The sequence below is a fragment of the Pseudolactococcus laudensis genome (assembly GCF_013449735.1).
GTDB lineage: Bacteria > Bacillota > Bacilli > Lactobacillales > Streptococcaceae > Pseudolactococcus > Pseudolactococcus laudensis.
Genome location: NZ_JACBNY010000006.1, coordinates 18,518 through 33,915 on the forward strand (window position 1 = coordinate 18,518; position 15,398 = coordinate 33,915).

General features: G+C 41.6%; 13 protein-coding genes. 1 reads left to right on the forward strand and 12 read right to left on the reverse strand.

All coding sequences use genetic code 11. The annotated features are described in order from the left end of the window. Window positions 1–6: 6 nt before the first annotated feature. The 9 genes from HZR21_RS04940 to HZR21_RS04980 all read right to left on the reverse strand — a co-directional run bounded on the left by HZR21_RS04940 (window position 7) and on the right by HZR21_RS04980 (window position 8,665). Entirely contained in the window at window positions 7–1,191 is a 1,185-nt protein-coding gene (locus HZR21_RS04940; RefSeq protein ID WP_180746702.1) for a DnaD domain protein, read from the reverse strand. A gap of 59 nt (window positions 1,192–1,250) precedes the next feature. Then, entirely contained in the window at window positions 1,251–1,703 is a 453-nt protein-coding gene (nrdR, locus tag HZR21_RS04945) for a transcriptional regulator NrdR (protein ID WP_003138334.1), read from the reverse strand. 3 nt (window positions 1,704–1,706) lie between these two features. Continuing rightward, window positions 1,707–2,348: a tRNA (guanosine(46)-N7)-methyltransferase TrmB gene (gene trmB / locus HZR21_RS04950; RefSeq protein WP_003138332.1), complete on the reverse strand. Its 642-nt coding sequence runs from the start codon at window positions 2,346–2,348 to the stop codon at window positions 1,707–1,709. Between the two features lie 124 nt (window positions 2,349–2,472). Further along, window positions 2,473–3,273: a phosphotransferase family protein gene (locus HZR21_RS04955; RefSeq protein ID WP_003138331.1), complete on the reverse strand. Its 801-nt coding sequence runs from the start codon at window positions 3,271–3,273 to the stop codon at window positions 2,473–2,475. A gap of 42 nt (window positions 3,274–3,315) precedes the next feature. Further along, the gene (locus HZR21_RS04960) at window positions 3,316–3,564 is read right to left on the reverse strand and encodes a Veg family protein (protein WP_180746703.1); all 249 of its coding nucleotides are present in this window, start codon (window positions 3,562–3,564) and stop codon (window positions 3,316–3,318) included. Window positions 3,565–3,823: 259 nt separating this feature from the next. Beyond that, window positions 3,824–5,185: a replicative DNA helicase gene (gene dnaB / locus HZR21_RS04965; protein WP_180746704.1), complete on the reverse strand. Its 1,362-nt coding sequence runs from the start codon at window positions 5,183–5,185 to the stop codon at window positions 3,824–3,826. Beyond that, window positions 5,186–5,638 (reverse strand): 50S ribosomal protein L9, encoded by a 453-nt coding sequence (rplI, locus tag HZR21_RS04970; protein ID WP_003138328.1) that lies wholly within the window; start codon window positions 5,636–5,638, stop codon window positions 5,186–5,188. Between the two features lie 279 nt (window positions 5,639–5,917). Further along, window positions 5,918–7,996, reverse strand: coding sequence for a GGDEF domain-containing protein (locus tag HZR21_RS04975; RefSeq protein ID WP_246307809.1), 2,079 nt, complete (start codon window positions 7,994–7,996; stop codon window positions 5,918–5,920). A 27-nt stretch (window positions 7,997–8,023) separates the two neighbouring features. Continuing rightward, window positions 8,024–8,665 carry an HAD family hydrolase gene (locus tag HZR21_RS04980; protein WP_180746705.1) on the reverse strand — a complete coding sequence of 214 codons (642 nt, stop codon included), beginning with the start codon at window positions 8,663–8,665 and terminating at the stop codon, window positions 8,024–8,026. Between the two features lie 198 nt (window positions 8,666–8,863). Here HZR21_RS04980 and HZR21_RS04985 point away from each other — a divergent pair, with 198 nt between their 5' ends. Beyond that, entirely contained in the window at window positions 8,864–10,216 is a 1,353-nt protein-coding gene (locus HZR21_RS04985; protein ID WP_180746706.1) for an aspartate kinase, read from the forward strand. Between the two features lie 291 nt (window positions 10,217–10,507). On the opposite strand, the gene HZR21_RS04990 is transcribed toward HZR21_RS04985, so the two are convergent. From HZR21_RS04990 to treC, 3 genes are all read right to left on the reverse strand, one after another. Continuing rightward, a complete protein-coding gene (locus HZR21_RS04990; protein WP_180746707.1) occupies window positions 10,508–11,914 on the reverse strand; it encodes a Cof-type HAD-IIB family hydrolase in 1,407 nt (468 codons plus the stop codon). A 358-nt stretch (window positions 11,915–12,272) separates the two neighbouring features. Next, window positions 12,273–13,274, reverse strand: coding sequence for an ornithine carbamoyltransferase (argF, locus tag HZR21_RS04995; protein ID WP_180746708.1), 1,002 nt, complete (start codon window positions 13,272–13,274; stop codon window positions 12,273–12,275). A 503-nt stretch (window positions 13,275–13,777) separates the two neighbouring features. Further along, on the reverse strand, window positions 13,778–15,385 hold the full coding sequence (gene treC / locus HZR21_RS05000) for an alpha,alpha-phosphotrehalase (protein WP_180746709.1): 1,608 nt from the start codon (window positions 15,383–15,385) through the stop codon (window positions 13,778–13,780). Between the last annotated feature and the right edge of the window lie 13 nt (window positions 15,386–15,398).

Below are 15,398 nucleotides of genomic sequence, written 5' to 3' on the forward strand. Positions count from 1 at the left end.
GCCATATTATTCTCCACCATTCATTTTTTCGAGTGCCTGACGTCTGATTTTTTCGAGCTCAGCCTGTTGATCAGTACTGGTTTCATTTTTATAATCAGGGTCATACCAATCCGGTGTTTTACTTCCAACGGGTGCTGCTTTTTGTTGGGGTTTTGTTTTTTTCTGTACTTTCTCTGTCTGCTTGCGCTGATAGGTTGCCAACCACTTGACTGCGAGTTCGGCTGATGTCACCTGGTCTTTCTTCCAGCGGTTAGCCTGCTCTTCTATATAGTCTGAGACATTAGAATAACCTCGAATTTCCAAAAAGTAGATAATCAGCATATTTTGGATTTCTGGTGCGACGCCATCACGTGAAAGGCGCACGAGGAGTTGCTTTTCTTTTTGGGTCGGATGACCGTCAAAACGGCGTTTTTTAATTTGCGATAGCAGTGCCTCTGGTTTTTCGGACTTGGCTGTTCTGATTAAGGCTTGTTCGGCTTTTGAGAAGTCTAATAAACGTGGTTGTTTTTGGTTTTGTGCGATTAAATGGCGAGACATATTGGCTGTGTTGAGCGTTTGGTCGGCATTTTTTGTCGTTTCTGCGATTTTAAAGAGTTTATACCAATCAAGGTCAAATTTATCTGCTAAGGCATAAAGTGCTAACGTGTCCTTGGTTTCATTGGCAAACTTGACGACTTGATCTTGCATGGCTGCCTTGAAAGCTGCTAGATCTAATGTCGTATCTGCAGGAACTGATATGACTGGTGTTTCAGGTACTTCCGCCACACGGTAGACATCTGAAAACTTTTTAGAGATTTTTTGACCTGAAAAGTCAGATTCTCTCACCAATTTGTCAACAGCAGGTTGGCCGATTTTATCCGTTAGCAATTGCTTGTACAGACCATCTGCCAGAAAAAGTTCCGGTGTCAAATGGCTTTGTAAATCAAGCGTCAGCTCGCCATGGTCCTCATAAATGTCTAGTAGATGTAAGGCTGATAGTTGGTCAAAACCATTAATCAGGTCATTCAGGCCGTAATCAAGATGATTGAGTAAGTCTGACAGGCGACCCTTGTGATTTGGAAAAGCACGCAAGAGTTGGTACAAAGCGAAACTTTCTCGTCCGATAATCGGTTGGTAGAACATGACAAAAACACCGGCATCAAAGCTGGTTTTGTCAGCGTTTTTAACTGTGAATTTATCAATAGGACGCATGGTCACTTCCTTACTTAGTTGTTAGTGAGTAGGGCTCATTATCAGCTTTTATCTTTTATCTATTTATTCTTATTCGTAATATTACGCAAGAGGTCTTCAAGATCGCTAACGTCTTTAAAACTGCGATAAACACTCGCGAAACGCACATAAGTGATTTCGTCTAGTTCTGCCAACTCTTCCATAACAAACTCGCCAATGGTGTCAGAATGAACTTCATTTTCCGCAAGCATCCGAACCTTGCGCTCAACACGCTCCACCGCTTTTTCAATTGACTCAGAAGAAACTGGTCGTTTTCGGGCACTGCGAACAATCCCTGTGATAATTTTATCACGGTTAAAGACTTCGCGGGTGTCATCTTTTTTGATGACTAACAAGGGCATTTCTTCAATACGCTCAAAGGTTGTGAAACGGTTGCCGCAATTTTCACATTCTCGGCGACGTCTAATCGCATTTTCAGCCTGACGACTGTCAACGACTTTTGATTCTTCTGATTGACATTTAGGACATTTCATATATTAAAACTGCGCCTCCACGCGGTAGATTACTTGGCCTTTAGAAGAAAATTTTGCCTCGTATTCTGTCATGACATTTTTTTCAGAAAATTCGGTATCTGCATGTAAATCCAACCATACTTGCTGCAAGGTCATACCATATTGACTCATTGATGCTAAAGAGTACTCAAACAAGCCACGGTTATCTGTTTTAAAATGGACTTGCCCATTTTTAACTAAAATTGTTTCATAGGTTTTCAGAAAATCTTTGTAAGTCAAACGACGTTTTTCGTGACGTGTTTTAGGCCACGGGTCTGAGAAATTCAAGTAAACTAAGTCGACTTCACCATCCGCAAAGTAATTGGTTAGACTACTACCATCAACATGCAAGAGTTGCACATTTGGCAGATTCATTTCAAGGACCTTATCCAAAGCGTAGGATAAGACCGTCAGCTGCATATCAATAGCGATATAGTTAATATCTGGATGTCGTTCTGCCATGCCAGTAATAAACGCCCCTTTTCCTGAACCAACTTCGATATGGATAGGATGGTTATTACCAAATTTCTCTGCCCATTTACCTTTAAAGGCCTCTGGATTTTCAACCACATATTGGGTATTGGCTGCCATCATTTCTGGGGCGCCTTTACGATTTCTAACTCGCATCTTTTTCTTTCACTCCTATGTCAACGCATGACGCAATTTATATTTTTTGAGTAGAAAAGCTTAAACACCTGGTTTAAACTTTTTCCCTTTAACTGAAACAAGGAGACGCTAGTCTCCCCATACATTATTTAAAAATGTTACAAAAATTTCGCAAACCTAGAATTTCTAAATTCGCAGCCTGTAAATTATCAGACCATAAATTTTCGTTGATTTGTTTTAAAAATGATAGTGTCCCATACCATTTTATTTTAACAAATGTTTCTTCATCCACCCGATAACCTGAGTATTCTAACCATTCCCGCCACTGATTCGGGGCAATGTAGTGGCTCAACAGATGTGCAACATCTACAAAGGCATCTGATAAAGCTACCGTATCCCAGTCTACTAGGTAAATTTTACCACTATGGTCATTTTTTAACCAGTTGTGGTGGTTAACATCACCATGGACGACGACAGCGTTTTGTGCGTCGAACCTAGGTGTCGCTTCGCGTAATTCTGATAAGGCATTCGACAAGTAGGAATTGTGGATCAAACTTCTATGTGCATGTTGATGTAATTTATCCACCAATTGTTTAGGTGTGGTCACATCGTTGCCGAATTTTTTGAAGGCTTCTACTAGCATTTTACTGTGATGGAGGGTAGCAAGCGTTTGATTGACTTGCATATCACCCATTTCAGTTGCTGCAAGGACCACGCCGTCAACCCAAGATTGTGCCGTTAACATGTCACCATTGCTATTGCGCTTGGTCCAAATAATTTTTGGCGTCAAACCTACTTGTGAAATTGATGCCAGAAGAGGGCTAGCATTGACTTTTACGAATGCCTTTTGGCTACCAAAAGTTGCATAAAAAACGTTATTCACACTTTGACCAAATGAGTTATTGAGTGGCACGTAGTGCCAATCTGCTTCGTTGCCTTGCATCATGCTGATAGACCCCTCCTTTCTTTCTGATATCAAATGACTGCCTTATCCTTTATAATGAATCAACATAGACTGCGTTAAAATGTCAGCGTACATATAAGATTCAACGATTTTTTGACCACGTGGCAATGTTTTTTCAACAACAAAATGTGTATCAAAAACTTCTGTCAAGGTCACTTTATGACGATTTTCACGTTTACGACCGTAATGGTCTGTAATCTCAACATCTTCACCTAAATGTGAGGCTACTTCTTTTTTAATTTCAATGATTTTTCCAACTTCTTGACTATCCATTATCGCTCTCGTTTCTTTGATTTCCTTAGGTATTGTAAGCCAATAAAGTCTCCTTTTTGTCAAGGCAATTTTCCATTGAACAAGGTATAAAAATCCTATTATAGCTGGCTACATGAGATATTTATAGTGTTGCACAACAGGCAATTTGCCGTCAAAAAGGTGAAAGTTATTTGTTTACAGTTCCTTAGTTCACATGCTGTGAACTTTTTACAGTATTTCTATTATAACATGAAAGGCATACTAAAATCTACACTAGATTTTAGTAGCCTTGACTTGCTTCATGATGCGTGTCAATGCTGGTAAACTTGGTAAATTGCCCCACCCACATTAACTCGGCAGTGCCAGTTTCACCTGACCGGTTCTTAGCAAATATAATCTCAGCTTTATTATCAATTTCGACTTCTGGATCATTGGCGTTTTGATAATAAGCCTCACGATGAATAAAGGCAACAATATCAGCATCTTGCTCGATTGAGCCTGACTCCCGCAAATCTGATAATTTAGGCCGTTTGTCTTCTCGTTGCTCAACACCACGGCTGAGCTGACTGAGCGCAATGACAGGGACTTTTAATTCTTTAGCTAAGACTTTCAACTGCCGTGAGATTTCTGATACTTCTTGTTGGCGGTTTTCTTTACCTGTGCCTGAAATCAACTGCAAATAGTCAATTAAAATCAAGCCTAGATTGCCTTGCTCTTGGGCCAATTTTCGTGACCTTGCTCGAATCTCTGTGATTTTAATACCGGGCGAATCATCGACGTAAATACTTCTATCCGCCAAGGCGCCTTGTGCAATAATTAAATTACTCCAGTCATCATCGGTTAACTTACCTGTTCGCAAAGAATGTGCATCAATTAATCCTTCTGATGAAACCATTCGGTTAACTAGACTTTCTGCGCCCATTTCCAGTGAGAAGATGGCAACAGTTTGTCCGAGTTTGCCGATATTTGAGGCAATGTTCAAGGCAAAGGCGGTTTTCCCCATGGCTGGACGGGCGGCTAGGATAATTAGCTCGCCTTCATGCAGACCGGTCGTTTTTTCATCGAGTGATGGAAAGCCAGTCGAAATGCCGGTTACCGTTGATTTTAGCTTGGAAAGGCGCTCAATTTCGTCGTAGTTGGTGTCAATGATTTCAGATATTTTACGAAATCCTGAACGTGTCCGACCTTCTGTGACGGCGACGATACCTTTTTCTGCCTCAGCGATAATGTCATCGGCAGCCTCTTCTTGCGAGTAGGCACGCTCGACTGATTCAGTTAATTGGCTGATTAACTTACGTAGTAAGGATTTTTCAGCGACAATTTTGGCATAGAAAACCGCGTGGGCTGCTGTTGGCGTACTCGTTGCCAATTCAGCGATATAAGAAATACCACCGATTGTTTCCAAATCGCCTTGGTTTTCCAAGAGGGAATGGACGGTTAAGACGTCAATTGGGCTGCGCTCATCTTGTAGGCGCAACATGATGCGAAAAATAATCTTGTGCGATGTCTTATAAAAATCATCAGCTGTGACGTATTCTGATACTTCAATCAAGCGGTCACTATCAAGGAAAATCGCCCCAAGGACAGCTTGTTCAGCTGCTAAATCTTGAGGCGGGGCCTTGAGCACATCAATATCTGCCATTTACTTCTCCGAAATTTTAACGCGAATCGTTGCCGTTACATCTTTGTGCAATTTAACTGGTACATCTTTCAAGCCGATAGCTTTAAGTGGGTACTCTAATTGAATTTTATGTTTATCTAGTTTGAGGTTGAATTGCTCATTGAGCGCATCTGCAATTTTTTTAGAATTGATGGCACCAAAGAGGCGACCGTCTGCTCCAACTTTTTCTTTGATTTCAACAATTGTTGATTCTTTTTCAAGTTCAGCTTTAAGCGCTTGTGCCTCTGCCAAAATTTCAGCCTCTGCTTTTTGCTCTGCTTTGACTTGACCTTTCAGTTCAGCCATAGCTTTGCCTGTTGCCTCTTTGGCTAGATTTTTTTTGATTAAAAAGTTTTGGGCAAAACCAGTTGGGACTTCTTTCACCTCACCACGTTTGCCTTTACCTTTAACATCTTGTAAAAAAATGACTTTCATTTTATATCTCCTTCATTACTAATTGTTTCAATCCTAAACTGACTCAATACCCTTTTATAATAAAATAAATGACGTATGCCCAACTCAACAAACCATGGATACAGGCCCAAGCGATACTGTGCCACTTGACATAAGATATGACGATCGCTAGTGCGCAGCCAAACGTAATACCGCTACTCGCAATTGAACGTGTTCTTTTATCTTGGTTGTTAAAAGCCATGCCTTGCCTCCCTTAGATAGTCTACACCATTTTAAGCTTTACGCTATTTAATTTTATTTTTATTCTCCGGAGCGATTTAAGAGTTTCAGTAAATCTTCTCTCACTTCAGTTGGGGTTTTCTCGTAAATCTGTGCTGCCGCATTATTGAAATGCCCGCCACCACCAAAACTTTCCATGATACGTTGCACATTGAAGTCTCCTGACGATCTAGCTGAAACAGCCACATAACCATTTTCATGGTTGACAATCGTAAAGGAGGCATCAATCCCCACCATATTTAGAAGTGTATCCGCTGCTTTTGCGATTGTAACATTGTCATACATCTTGCGGTAAAGCCCGACACCTATGGCAATGTTGTCATGAAATTCAGCGTTGAGGACAATTTCATTAATCTTCTTGTATTTGTCGAACTCTGTCGCAAGGAATTTTTTGATAAGATTGTTATCTGCACCTTGCGAACGGAGGAATGATGCTGCCTCAAAGGTCCTAGCTGTCGTGCCTTTAGAAAATTTCTGTGTGTCGACTGAAATCCCTGCAAGGGCAATCGATGCCTCGACTTTGGACATTTTTTGTTTCTGGTCATTTTGGTACTGTAAGACTTCGACAACCAATTCAGAGGCTGATGATGCCCCACTCTCGATGTAAGTCAGCAAGGCATTTTTCGGAAAGTCTTCATCACGACGGTGGTGGTCAATCACTACGACTTTATCGAAACTCTTATAGAAATCATAATCCATGGTTTGACTTGTTTTTGAATGGTCAACCATAATCAACAATGAGTTTGATTTTTTCAGCTCGCGTGCCGTATCCATTCGGATAATGTGGGCAAAGCCATCTTTTGATTCATTGAGCTTGGCAATGGCACGCTCAACGTCAGGCAAAAGTTGTTTTTCATCATAAACAACAAAGGCCTCTTTATCGTTCATATTGGCGAAAATCTTCGTAGCAACTGCTGCACCCAATGCGTCCATGTCTGGGTATTTATGCCCCATGACAAAGACGTTCTCAGACTCTAACACAATCGTTCGAAGTGCTGTCGCAATCGCTCTCGCTCGTGTTCGAGATTTCTGAATATGGCTGGCTGAATTGCCACCGAAATAAATTGGTTTGGCTGTGTTGATATTTTCTTTAATCACCACTTGATCACCACCACGAACGAGTGCCAACTCTAAGTTATCAAGCGCTGTTTTACCAATCTTAGAAAAGTTTTCTAAACCATAGGACATCCCGATAGACAAGGTCAGAGAGAAGTTTTTTTCTGTCGCCTCCTCACGAAAAGCGTTAACAAACTCAAACTTATCATCCATGATTTGTTTCAAAGATAGATAATTTGTATAAACATAGTAGCGACTGGCATTATACCGGCTAATATAAACATTATATTTGTTAGAAAAAGCATCGATTTTCGTCGCAATGAAATTATTAATAATCGTTCGACTACTGTCAGAAATCAAATCAGTCGTATCATCATAATTATCGACTGAGATAATCCCAATCACCGGACGGCTTTCACGCGTTATCGTTTTCGCCACAACCTCACTGGTCGCATCTATAAAATAAAGCAGTTTCTTTTTATGGTCAACTTTAACCGCATACTTTTTTTGTCCGACAGACAAGTATTGCATGCCTTGATCATCAATATCCTGCACAATTTCCTTTATTTTATCGGCCTCTAATTTATCTTCATCATTGGCAAAGATAATATCGACATACGGGTTAAACCACTCGGGCGTATAATCAAACTCAGAATACCGTAATACGCCTATCGGCATCGTGTCGAGTGTCGCGTTCAGAGAATTTTCTGCGCTTTCATTCAGCGCACGGATGGTATCCAGATTCTTAGCTGTCAACACTCGCGCGCGCGCTAATAAAATAAACATCACAATCAAATTCACAACTAGCAATAAGACCAGCTCAGTTTGTTGAAATTCTGCCAAGCGCAAGATAATCACTTCGCATAAATACACCACCGTCATCGAAATGATGATAATAAGTGGTAAAAATCTTTCATAACGTTTCACGTCTACCCACCCCGTTCTGAAGTCGCTGACTTTTGTTAACACAGTCATCAGCGCTTTTTGATACCTAACAACTAAGTCATAATGGTTCATTTTACCATGTTTTAGCCGTTTTTTCAACGATTCGAGGCGGTAACTTAGCGCAGACTACAAACGATCCGCAATCTCAGTTAAATTATCAAACAATTCATCCGCCCGCGACTGGTCTAAGCCAAACACATTGTCCTTAATTCCCCAGACCGTCGCACCCGAATCAACCCCAGCCGCAATACCCTTCTCACTATCCTCAATCACCAAAGTCTCCTCCGGCACCACACCTAACCGCGCCATTGCAACCTCATAAATCTCAGGATTCGGCTTAGACTCCTCAAAATCATCACCCGATAAAACTACTTCGAAATAAGGCAATAGCTCCGTCATCTTCATCGGCCTTAAAATCTCTAGTTTAATGGTACTAGACGCAAGCCCAAGTTTGTAGCCCTTGGCTTTCAAATCATCTAAAGTAGACTTAGCATCTGAAAATAAGAGTGTGTCATAAGGAATCGCATGGTCCAGCTTATATTGGGTGTATTCAGCCTTCAAAGCAGGCACATCCCACTTATCATAGTCATTTCTTAAAATCATATACCAAACCTGTTTCATATTGCCACCAATGAAATCAAGTGGTGACAAGTGGGCAATCGAAATCCCCTTGCCATTTAAAAAAGTCTGACGTCTCGTGTAATAATAAGGTTCGGTATCAATTAAAACACCGTCCATATCAAAAATAATCGCTTTAAATTTACTCATGAATACTATTTTACTAAATTTTTTGATATTTCGTATTGAAAGTTTTCAGAATTTTCGCTAAAATAGATATAATACAATCAAAAACCGAGCAACAGCTCGGCATCATGATACAATACCACCCCCTAAGCTGTGATAAGTTTCTACCTCAAGTAGCACAATCGTCACAACATCTTAGAACAATCAAAGGAAAATCTCATCTTGAAAGTTATTAAATTTGGTGGCTCTTCACTCGCAAGTGCCGAACAACTCACAAAAGTCCGCAACATCGTCAAAAACGACCCAACCCGTAAATTCGTCGTCGTTTCAGCACCCGGCAAACGCGATGCCAATGACACCAAAGTAACAGATGCCCTGATTGCTTACTATAAAGCCTACAAAAACGGTGATGACATCACAGCCAACCAAGACTGGATTATCGCACGCTATCAAAGCATTTGTGATGAACTGGGCATCACAGGCAACGTTATGACCAAGATTGCTGCAGACATCAAAGCCCTCGCCACACTGCCAATCAAAGGCAACAAATTCCTCTACGATACCTTCCTAGCCGCAGGCGAAAACAACAACGCCAAACTCATCGCCGAATATTTTAGCGAAAATGGCATTAACGCCAAATACATCCACCCACAAGATGCCGGCATCATCGTCACACCTGAACCAGGTAACGCCCGCCTCCTACCATCTAGTAACGAAAAAATCAACTACCTCAACGAACTCGAAGAAACCCTCGTCATCCCAGGATTCTTCGGTGTCACCGAAAAAGGCGACATCTGCACCTTCTCACGTGGCGGCTCTGACATCACAGGCTCAATCATCGCAGCCGGCGTTCATGCCGAACTCTACGAAAACTTTACCGACGTCGACGGCATCTTCGCCGCCCACCCCGGCATCATCAACCAACCAGCCTCAATCACCGAACTCACCTACAAGGAAATGCGTGAGCTCGCTTACGCCGGTTTCTCTGTTTTACATGACGAGGCTTTATTACCCGCCTACAGAGCAAGTGTGCCACTCGTGATTAAGAATACCAATAATCCTGAGCATCCCGGTACAAGAATCGTTGCTAAACGTAGCGTCACAGGCAGTCCAGTTGTCGGCATCGCAGCCGATGGTGACTTTACCTCGCTCAACATCTCCAAATATCTCATGAACCGAGAAATCGGTTTTGGGCGCAAAGTCCTGCATATCCTTGAAAATCTCGGCATCCGTTTCGAGCATATGCCAACAGGGATTGATGATATGAGTGTCATCATGCGCAACCGTTATTTAACAAAACAAATCGAGCGCTCAGTTATTCAAAATCTGACAGAAAGCTTGCAGCCAGATGTCCTACATTTTGAGAAAAATCTCTCAATCATCATGATTGTTGGTGAAGATATGAACGAACATATCGGGGTCACAGCCCGTGCAGCTAACGCCCTCGCCAAAGCTGGCATCAATATTGAAATGCTATCACAAGGCTCATCAGAAGTCTCAGTCATGTTTATCGTCAAATCAGACCAAGAAAAAGCCGCGATTAAAGCACTTTATGGCGCCTTTTTCCAAGATTGAACATATTTTAATGTGATGCCAAAAGATTTTTTTGTGGCAATATTTCAAAATCATCGAAAGAACAAAACAAACTAGCTATTCAAATACCTGATAACAATAAAGGTACTGGAACAATAACCATTTTAAAATAGGCTATGAACGATTTTTGATATTAATCAGAATCGCTCATAGCCTATTTCCGTATCACTTTTCGATAAATTGCTAATCAGAAAGAAAAGAGAAAAAAACAAGTATTCAATACTTGTTTCATGTCGTGCGCATAGAACTAAACATCCAAAATATGGGTGGTTATTATTGTTCGTCTTTCGCTTTGCTTAATTTACTCATAGCGACGCGAATTTGGCGCTCGAGTTCTGCCTCGATTTTACCTTCTGGGGCGTAGTCTGTTTCCCAGTTATCTGGTTTCATGACCTTATGCGTGACTGGGTCAAAATGTGGTTGACCGTCTGGGAAGATTTTTCCCATGTTGGCTTGATGCACGGCTTTGAAAATCGCGTGTGGGTCAACACCCATGAGGGCAAAAGAGCCATAGGTAAAGTAGAGTAAGTCCAAAAGCGCATCTACTTCGCCAGTCAAGGCGTTTTCGCCTTCTGGTATCGGTTTAGCCTTGACTTTAGCTGCTGCCTTGTCAATCGACTGGTGCAGATTTTCTGTCAGTTCGTCAAAGACGGGTACATTGGCATTGGCTGCCGCAAAGAGAAATTCGACGATTTCCTCAGCCTTGAAACCTGCTCGATTACTTGCCTCTTCTGGTAGAAAGACACGCGGCATTTCCTGTGTCTTGCCGTCCATGACGCGGTGAAATTCTTTGACTTTATTAAAGTTGTCGTCTTTACTGATGAAACTTGCGGCATGCTTAAAGTTAATCAAGCCAAAATGTGAGAGGGCTTTGGCGATACCGTCTGAGTTGTTATTATCTGTGATATAATTAGCGACTTTTTTGACGGCTGGTGTGGCATTGCCCATGCCGATGCCTAGTCCAACACCTGACAGCATCTCTAAATCATTATCCGAATCACCAAACGCCATGACTTGTGAGAGGTCAAAGCCGAATTTTTCCCCGACTTTTTCAATCCCTTTTAGCTTAGAATTGCCTTTGGTAATCAAGTCTGCGGAATAGGCATTGGAACGTGTGGCTTGTAATTCTGGGAAGTTGCCCATGATGACATCTGTTTCATCACTGGTTGCGACCATGATGACTTGATAGACTGGCTGTCTGATGTTATCGGCTAGATTTTTAGATTGGGGTTTGATTTTTCTAATGACATTTTTAAAACCACTTTTTGTTAAGCCTGACATTTTTTGTGGTAAAATGCCTGCAATCACTTGCGCTGTCCGCGTTTCACCGAATTTAACAAGTCCACTCCCATGGACACCGTCCGCCATGCCGAGAGAGACATCTCTGCCGTGCTTGCGAGAAAATTCAATGACGTCGCGCAGTGTTTTCTTGTCGATTGGCGAGGTTGAGATGACGGCCTCTGGCGTGAAGATGTACTGACCGTTGTAGGTTACGGCAAAATCGAGTCCCAGCGTTTCCATTAGAGGCAGGACAAAAGCAGGCCCACGCCCTGTGGCGACGCCGACTAGTGTCTTGTTTTTGTGGAGCTCAACAATCGCGCGTCTTGTCGTTGCGGCGACATTTCGCGTGCTGGTAAAGAGTGTGCCGTCTAAATCGAAAAAAACTGCCTTGATGTTCATGTCTATCCTTCTATCTGCCTGCTTAAAAAACTTCTATTTCTATTATACAATTATTTGTAGCAGATAACTGAAATGAATCATAAAATTTCTGAAAAGCTCAGTGCTTTGTTCGTGTTGAGGTTGAGGTTTATGTACGATTGCTTGTTTTTTACCATTTTTGTAATCTTTTTCAGAAAGATTACCGATTTCGCACGATAACAACGTTTTTTTCTACATTTTGGTAATCTTTCTCAGAAAGATTACCAATTTAGCACGATAGCAACGTAATTGGTAACAAACTGACACAAAAATAGGCGCTGTCCGATGCTGATGCGTATCGGATAGCGCCTATTTTAAAAATTATCGTGTTAACTTGAGCTTAGACTTTTGGGATAAAGAGATGACCTAAAGTCGCAGCCATGACTGCCTTGATTGCGTGCAGTCTATTTTCTGCCTCTTGAAAGACGACAGAATAAGGTGCTTTGAAAATCTCATCTGTCACTTCTAGCTCTGTCAAGCCTGATTTTGCGTGGATGGCTTGCATTGTCGTCGTTTCCAAATCGTGAAAGGCTGGTAGACAGTGCATAAAAATACAGTTAGGGTTGTTAGCTTGCACAAAAAGCGCGGCATTCACCTGATATGGCATGAGTTTCTCAATTCGTTCATCGTATTGGTCCTCTTCTCCCATGCTGACCCAGACATCCGTGTAAATAATATCAGCACCATTGGCCGCAGCAGTGTCAGCGGTAATCGTGATGTGACTGCCTGACTCAACTGCTTTTGATGCCGCAATGGCTTGGATGTCAGTTGCGGGCTGCAAGTCATCTGGTGCTATGATCGTGATGTTGACGCCTAGAATGGCTGAGGTGACTAGGAGAGAATTTGCCATATTGTTTCGACCGTCACCGATATAGACGAGGTTTTTACCTGTGTAATCACTGAAAATTTCTTTAATGGTCATGAAGTCTGCGAGCATCTGCGTGGGGTGCCAAGTATCGGTCAGACCATTCCAGACTGGCACGCCAGACTCAGCTGCTAGAATCTCGACATCGGTCTGCTTGAACCCACGAAATTGGATGCCGTCAAACATTGCGCCTAAGACTTTGGCTGTGTCTGAAGTCGACTCTTTTTTACCGAACTGAGCGTCCTTTGGTCCTAAAAATTCTGGATGCGCGCCCAAATCATTGGCTGCGACAGTAAAGGCAGCCCGCGTCCGAGTCGATGTTTTTTCAAACAAGAGGGCGATGTTTTTTCCAGACAGATACTGGTGAGGAATGTGCTGATTTTTGAGTGCTTTTAAATGAATGGCAAAATCAATAAGATATGCTAATTCAGCTTGGGTGAAATCAATTTCTTTTAGTAATGAACGTCCTTGAAACATAAAATAGACCTATCTTTCTGTCGTCAGCTGCGTGCTATCCTGTCTGGATAGAGCAACTTAAAGTGAATAATAAGTCTATTTTACTGTATATTTATGCAAAAGTCAAGCGTGAATCAAATCGAGAATGATCAATTCATACTTTTAAATTTCACCTTGTTTAAATCGTTTATTATTATGTTATAATTTATAATGACACCTCTTGGTCTAGGGAGGAGGTGTTTAAGATGTTAGAATTCACGCTAGAGGTATTGGCAAATGTCATTGCTGGCATTGTGCTTACTATCATTGATAAGATGATGCACAAGGACGAATAACCTAGACAAGGTTGTTCACACACGCTTAAAAAGTGCAAAAAAAGAGCTATGTATACCAGTACATAGCTCTTTGTGTTAGATTTCACGCTAGAAGTCTTGACTATATTATATCACAAAGCGACATGCTGTCAAATGAAAACTATATTTTCACGACAACAAAATATATTTGACTCAGTAACTAAATATAAATCAAATCGTAAAAGCAATGGCTTGATAAGGTTGCAACTGATTAGGCTGATGGGTTGCATAATTATTAATCAAAATCTCGCTATCTACAAAGTCAGCTAACAGTTCAAAATCAATAACTTGATTTGAAAAGTTAGTCAAAACAAGCAATTGACGACCTTCAAACTCACGGATGAAAGCATAAATATGCTCAGCATCTTGATAAGCTGCCTGATAGGTACCGTCTGAAATCAGCTGGTCAGATTTTCTCAGCTGAATCAACTGCTTATAAAACTGATATACTTCCCCTGATTGCTCATTTTCAACGTTAATCTCCGCATGATTCCCCGTTGCCAGCCATGGTGTTCCAGTTGAAAAACCAGCATTGGCTGTATTATCCCACTGCATCGGTGTCCGCGAATTATCCCGTGACTTGATTTGAATAATCTCGAAAGCCTGCTCTGGCGTATGCCCAGCATCCAACAAGGCTTGATAGGCATTAACCGACTCCACATCGACATAGTCTGACATGGATTTAAAATCTGGGTCAATCATCGCGATTTCCTCGCCCATATAGATATAAGGCGTTCCTCGGCTAAGATGGATACTGGCTGCCAGCATCGTTGCACCTTTCACTCGAAAGTTTTTGTAGTCTATGAAACGATTAATGGCTCGAGGTTGATCATGATTGTTCCAAAACAAAGCATTCCAACCTTGCCCTTCACTCATTTTTTCACCCCAAGTGTGAAAAAGGTGTTTGAGTTGGGCAAAATCAAAGGGTGACTTGGTCCATTTTTGTGCATTTGCATAGTCGACTTTCAAATGATGAAAATTAAAGGTCATTGATAATTCTTGACGGTCAGGACGGCTATATAAGATACAGTTATCAATCGTCGTTGAGCTCATTTCACCGACTGTCACACTCTCAGCATCCTTGCCAAAACTTGCGGCATTTAACATCTGTAAATAGTCATGCGTTAGCGGTTTATCTGTATATTCAGGCTTGCCTTCATTGACAGGATTTGATTTGAGTAAGGCGTCCTTACCAATCAAATTAATCACATCAAATCTAAAGCCGTGTAAGCCTTTTTCACGCCAGAAGTTGACGACATCAAAGAGTTCTTTTCGAACATTTTCATTGCGCCAGTTTAAATCAGCTTGCGTGACATCAAAGAGGTGGAGGTAATATTTACCTGTATCGCCAAAAGGCGCCCAGGCACTACCACCAAATTTTGAAACCCAGTCTGTGGGCTCGTCTTGGATGAAGAAAAAGTCTTGATAGTAAGGGTCTCCCGCTAAAGCTTTTTGGAACCACTCGTGTTTTGTCGATACATGGTTGAGCACCATATCAAGCATGAAATCAATGCCGCGTTTTTTCCCTTCCTGAATCAGTTCTTCAAAGTCAGACATGGTGCCAAATACAGGGTCAATTGAGACATAGTCTGATATGTCGTAGCCGTTGTCACGTTGTGGACTGGGATAAATCGGATTGAGCCAAACCATATCAATCCCTAAATCAGCTAGATAATCCAGTTTTGAGATGATGCCACGAAGGTCTCCGACACCATTTCCAGTTGTGTCGAGGTAAGATTTCGGGTAAATTTGGTATATTACTTGATTTTTAAATGTCATAAGCTTTCTATTT

Coding starts and splice junctions, on each gene's coding strand:
- HZR21_RS04940 (WP_180746702.1), bottom strand. CDS start 1,191: ATGCGTCCTATTGATAAATTCACAGTTAAAAACGCTGACAAAACCAGC.
- nrdR (WP_003138334.1), bottom strand. CDS start 1,703: ATGAAATGTCCTAAATGTCAATCAGAAGAATCAAAAGTCGTTGACAGT.
- trmB (WP_003138332.1), bottom strand. CDS start 2,348: ATGCGAGTTAGAAATCGTAAAGGCGCCCCAGAAATGATGGCAGCCAAT.
- HZR21_RS04955 (WP_003138331.1), bottom strand. CDS start 3,273: ATGATGCAAGGCAACGAAGCAGATTGGCACTACGTGCCACTCAATAAC.
- HZR21_RS04960 (WP_180746703.1), bottom strand. CDS start 3,564: ATGGATAGTCAAGAAGTTGGAAAAATCATTGAAATTAAAAAAGAAGTA.
- dnaB (WP_180746704.1), bottom strand. CDS start 5,185: ATGGCAGATATTGATGTGCTCAAGGCCCCGCCTCAAGATTTAGCAGCT.
- rplI (WP_003138328.1), bottom strand. CDS start 5,638: ATGAAAGTCATTTTTTTACAAGATGTTAAAGGTAAAGGCAAACGTGGT.
- HZR21_RS04980 (WP_180746705.1), bottom strand. CDS start 8,665: ATGAGTAAATTTAAAGCGATTATTTTTGATATGGACGGTGTTTTAATT.
- HZR21_RS04990 (WP_180746707.1), bottom strand. CDS start 11,914: ATGAACATCAAGGCAGTTTTTTTCGATTTAGACGGCACACTCTTTACC.
- argF (WP_180746708.1), bottom strand. CDS start 13,274: ATGTTTCAAGGACGTTCATTACTAAAAGAAATTGATTTCACCCAAGCT.
- treC (WP_180746709.1), bottom strand. CDS start 15,385: ATGACATTTAAAAATCAAGTAATATACCAAATTTACCCGAAATCTTAC.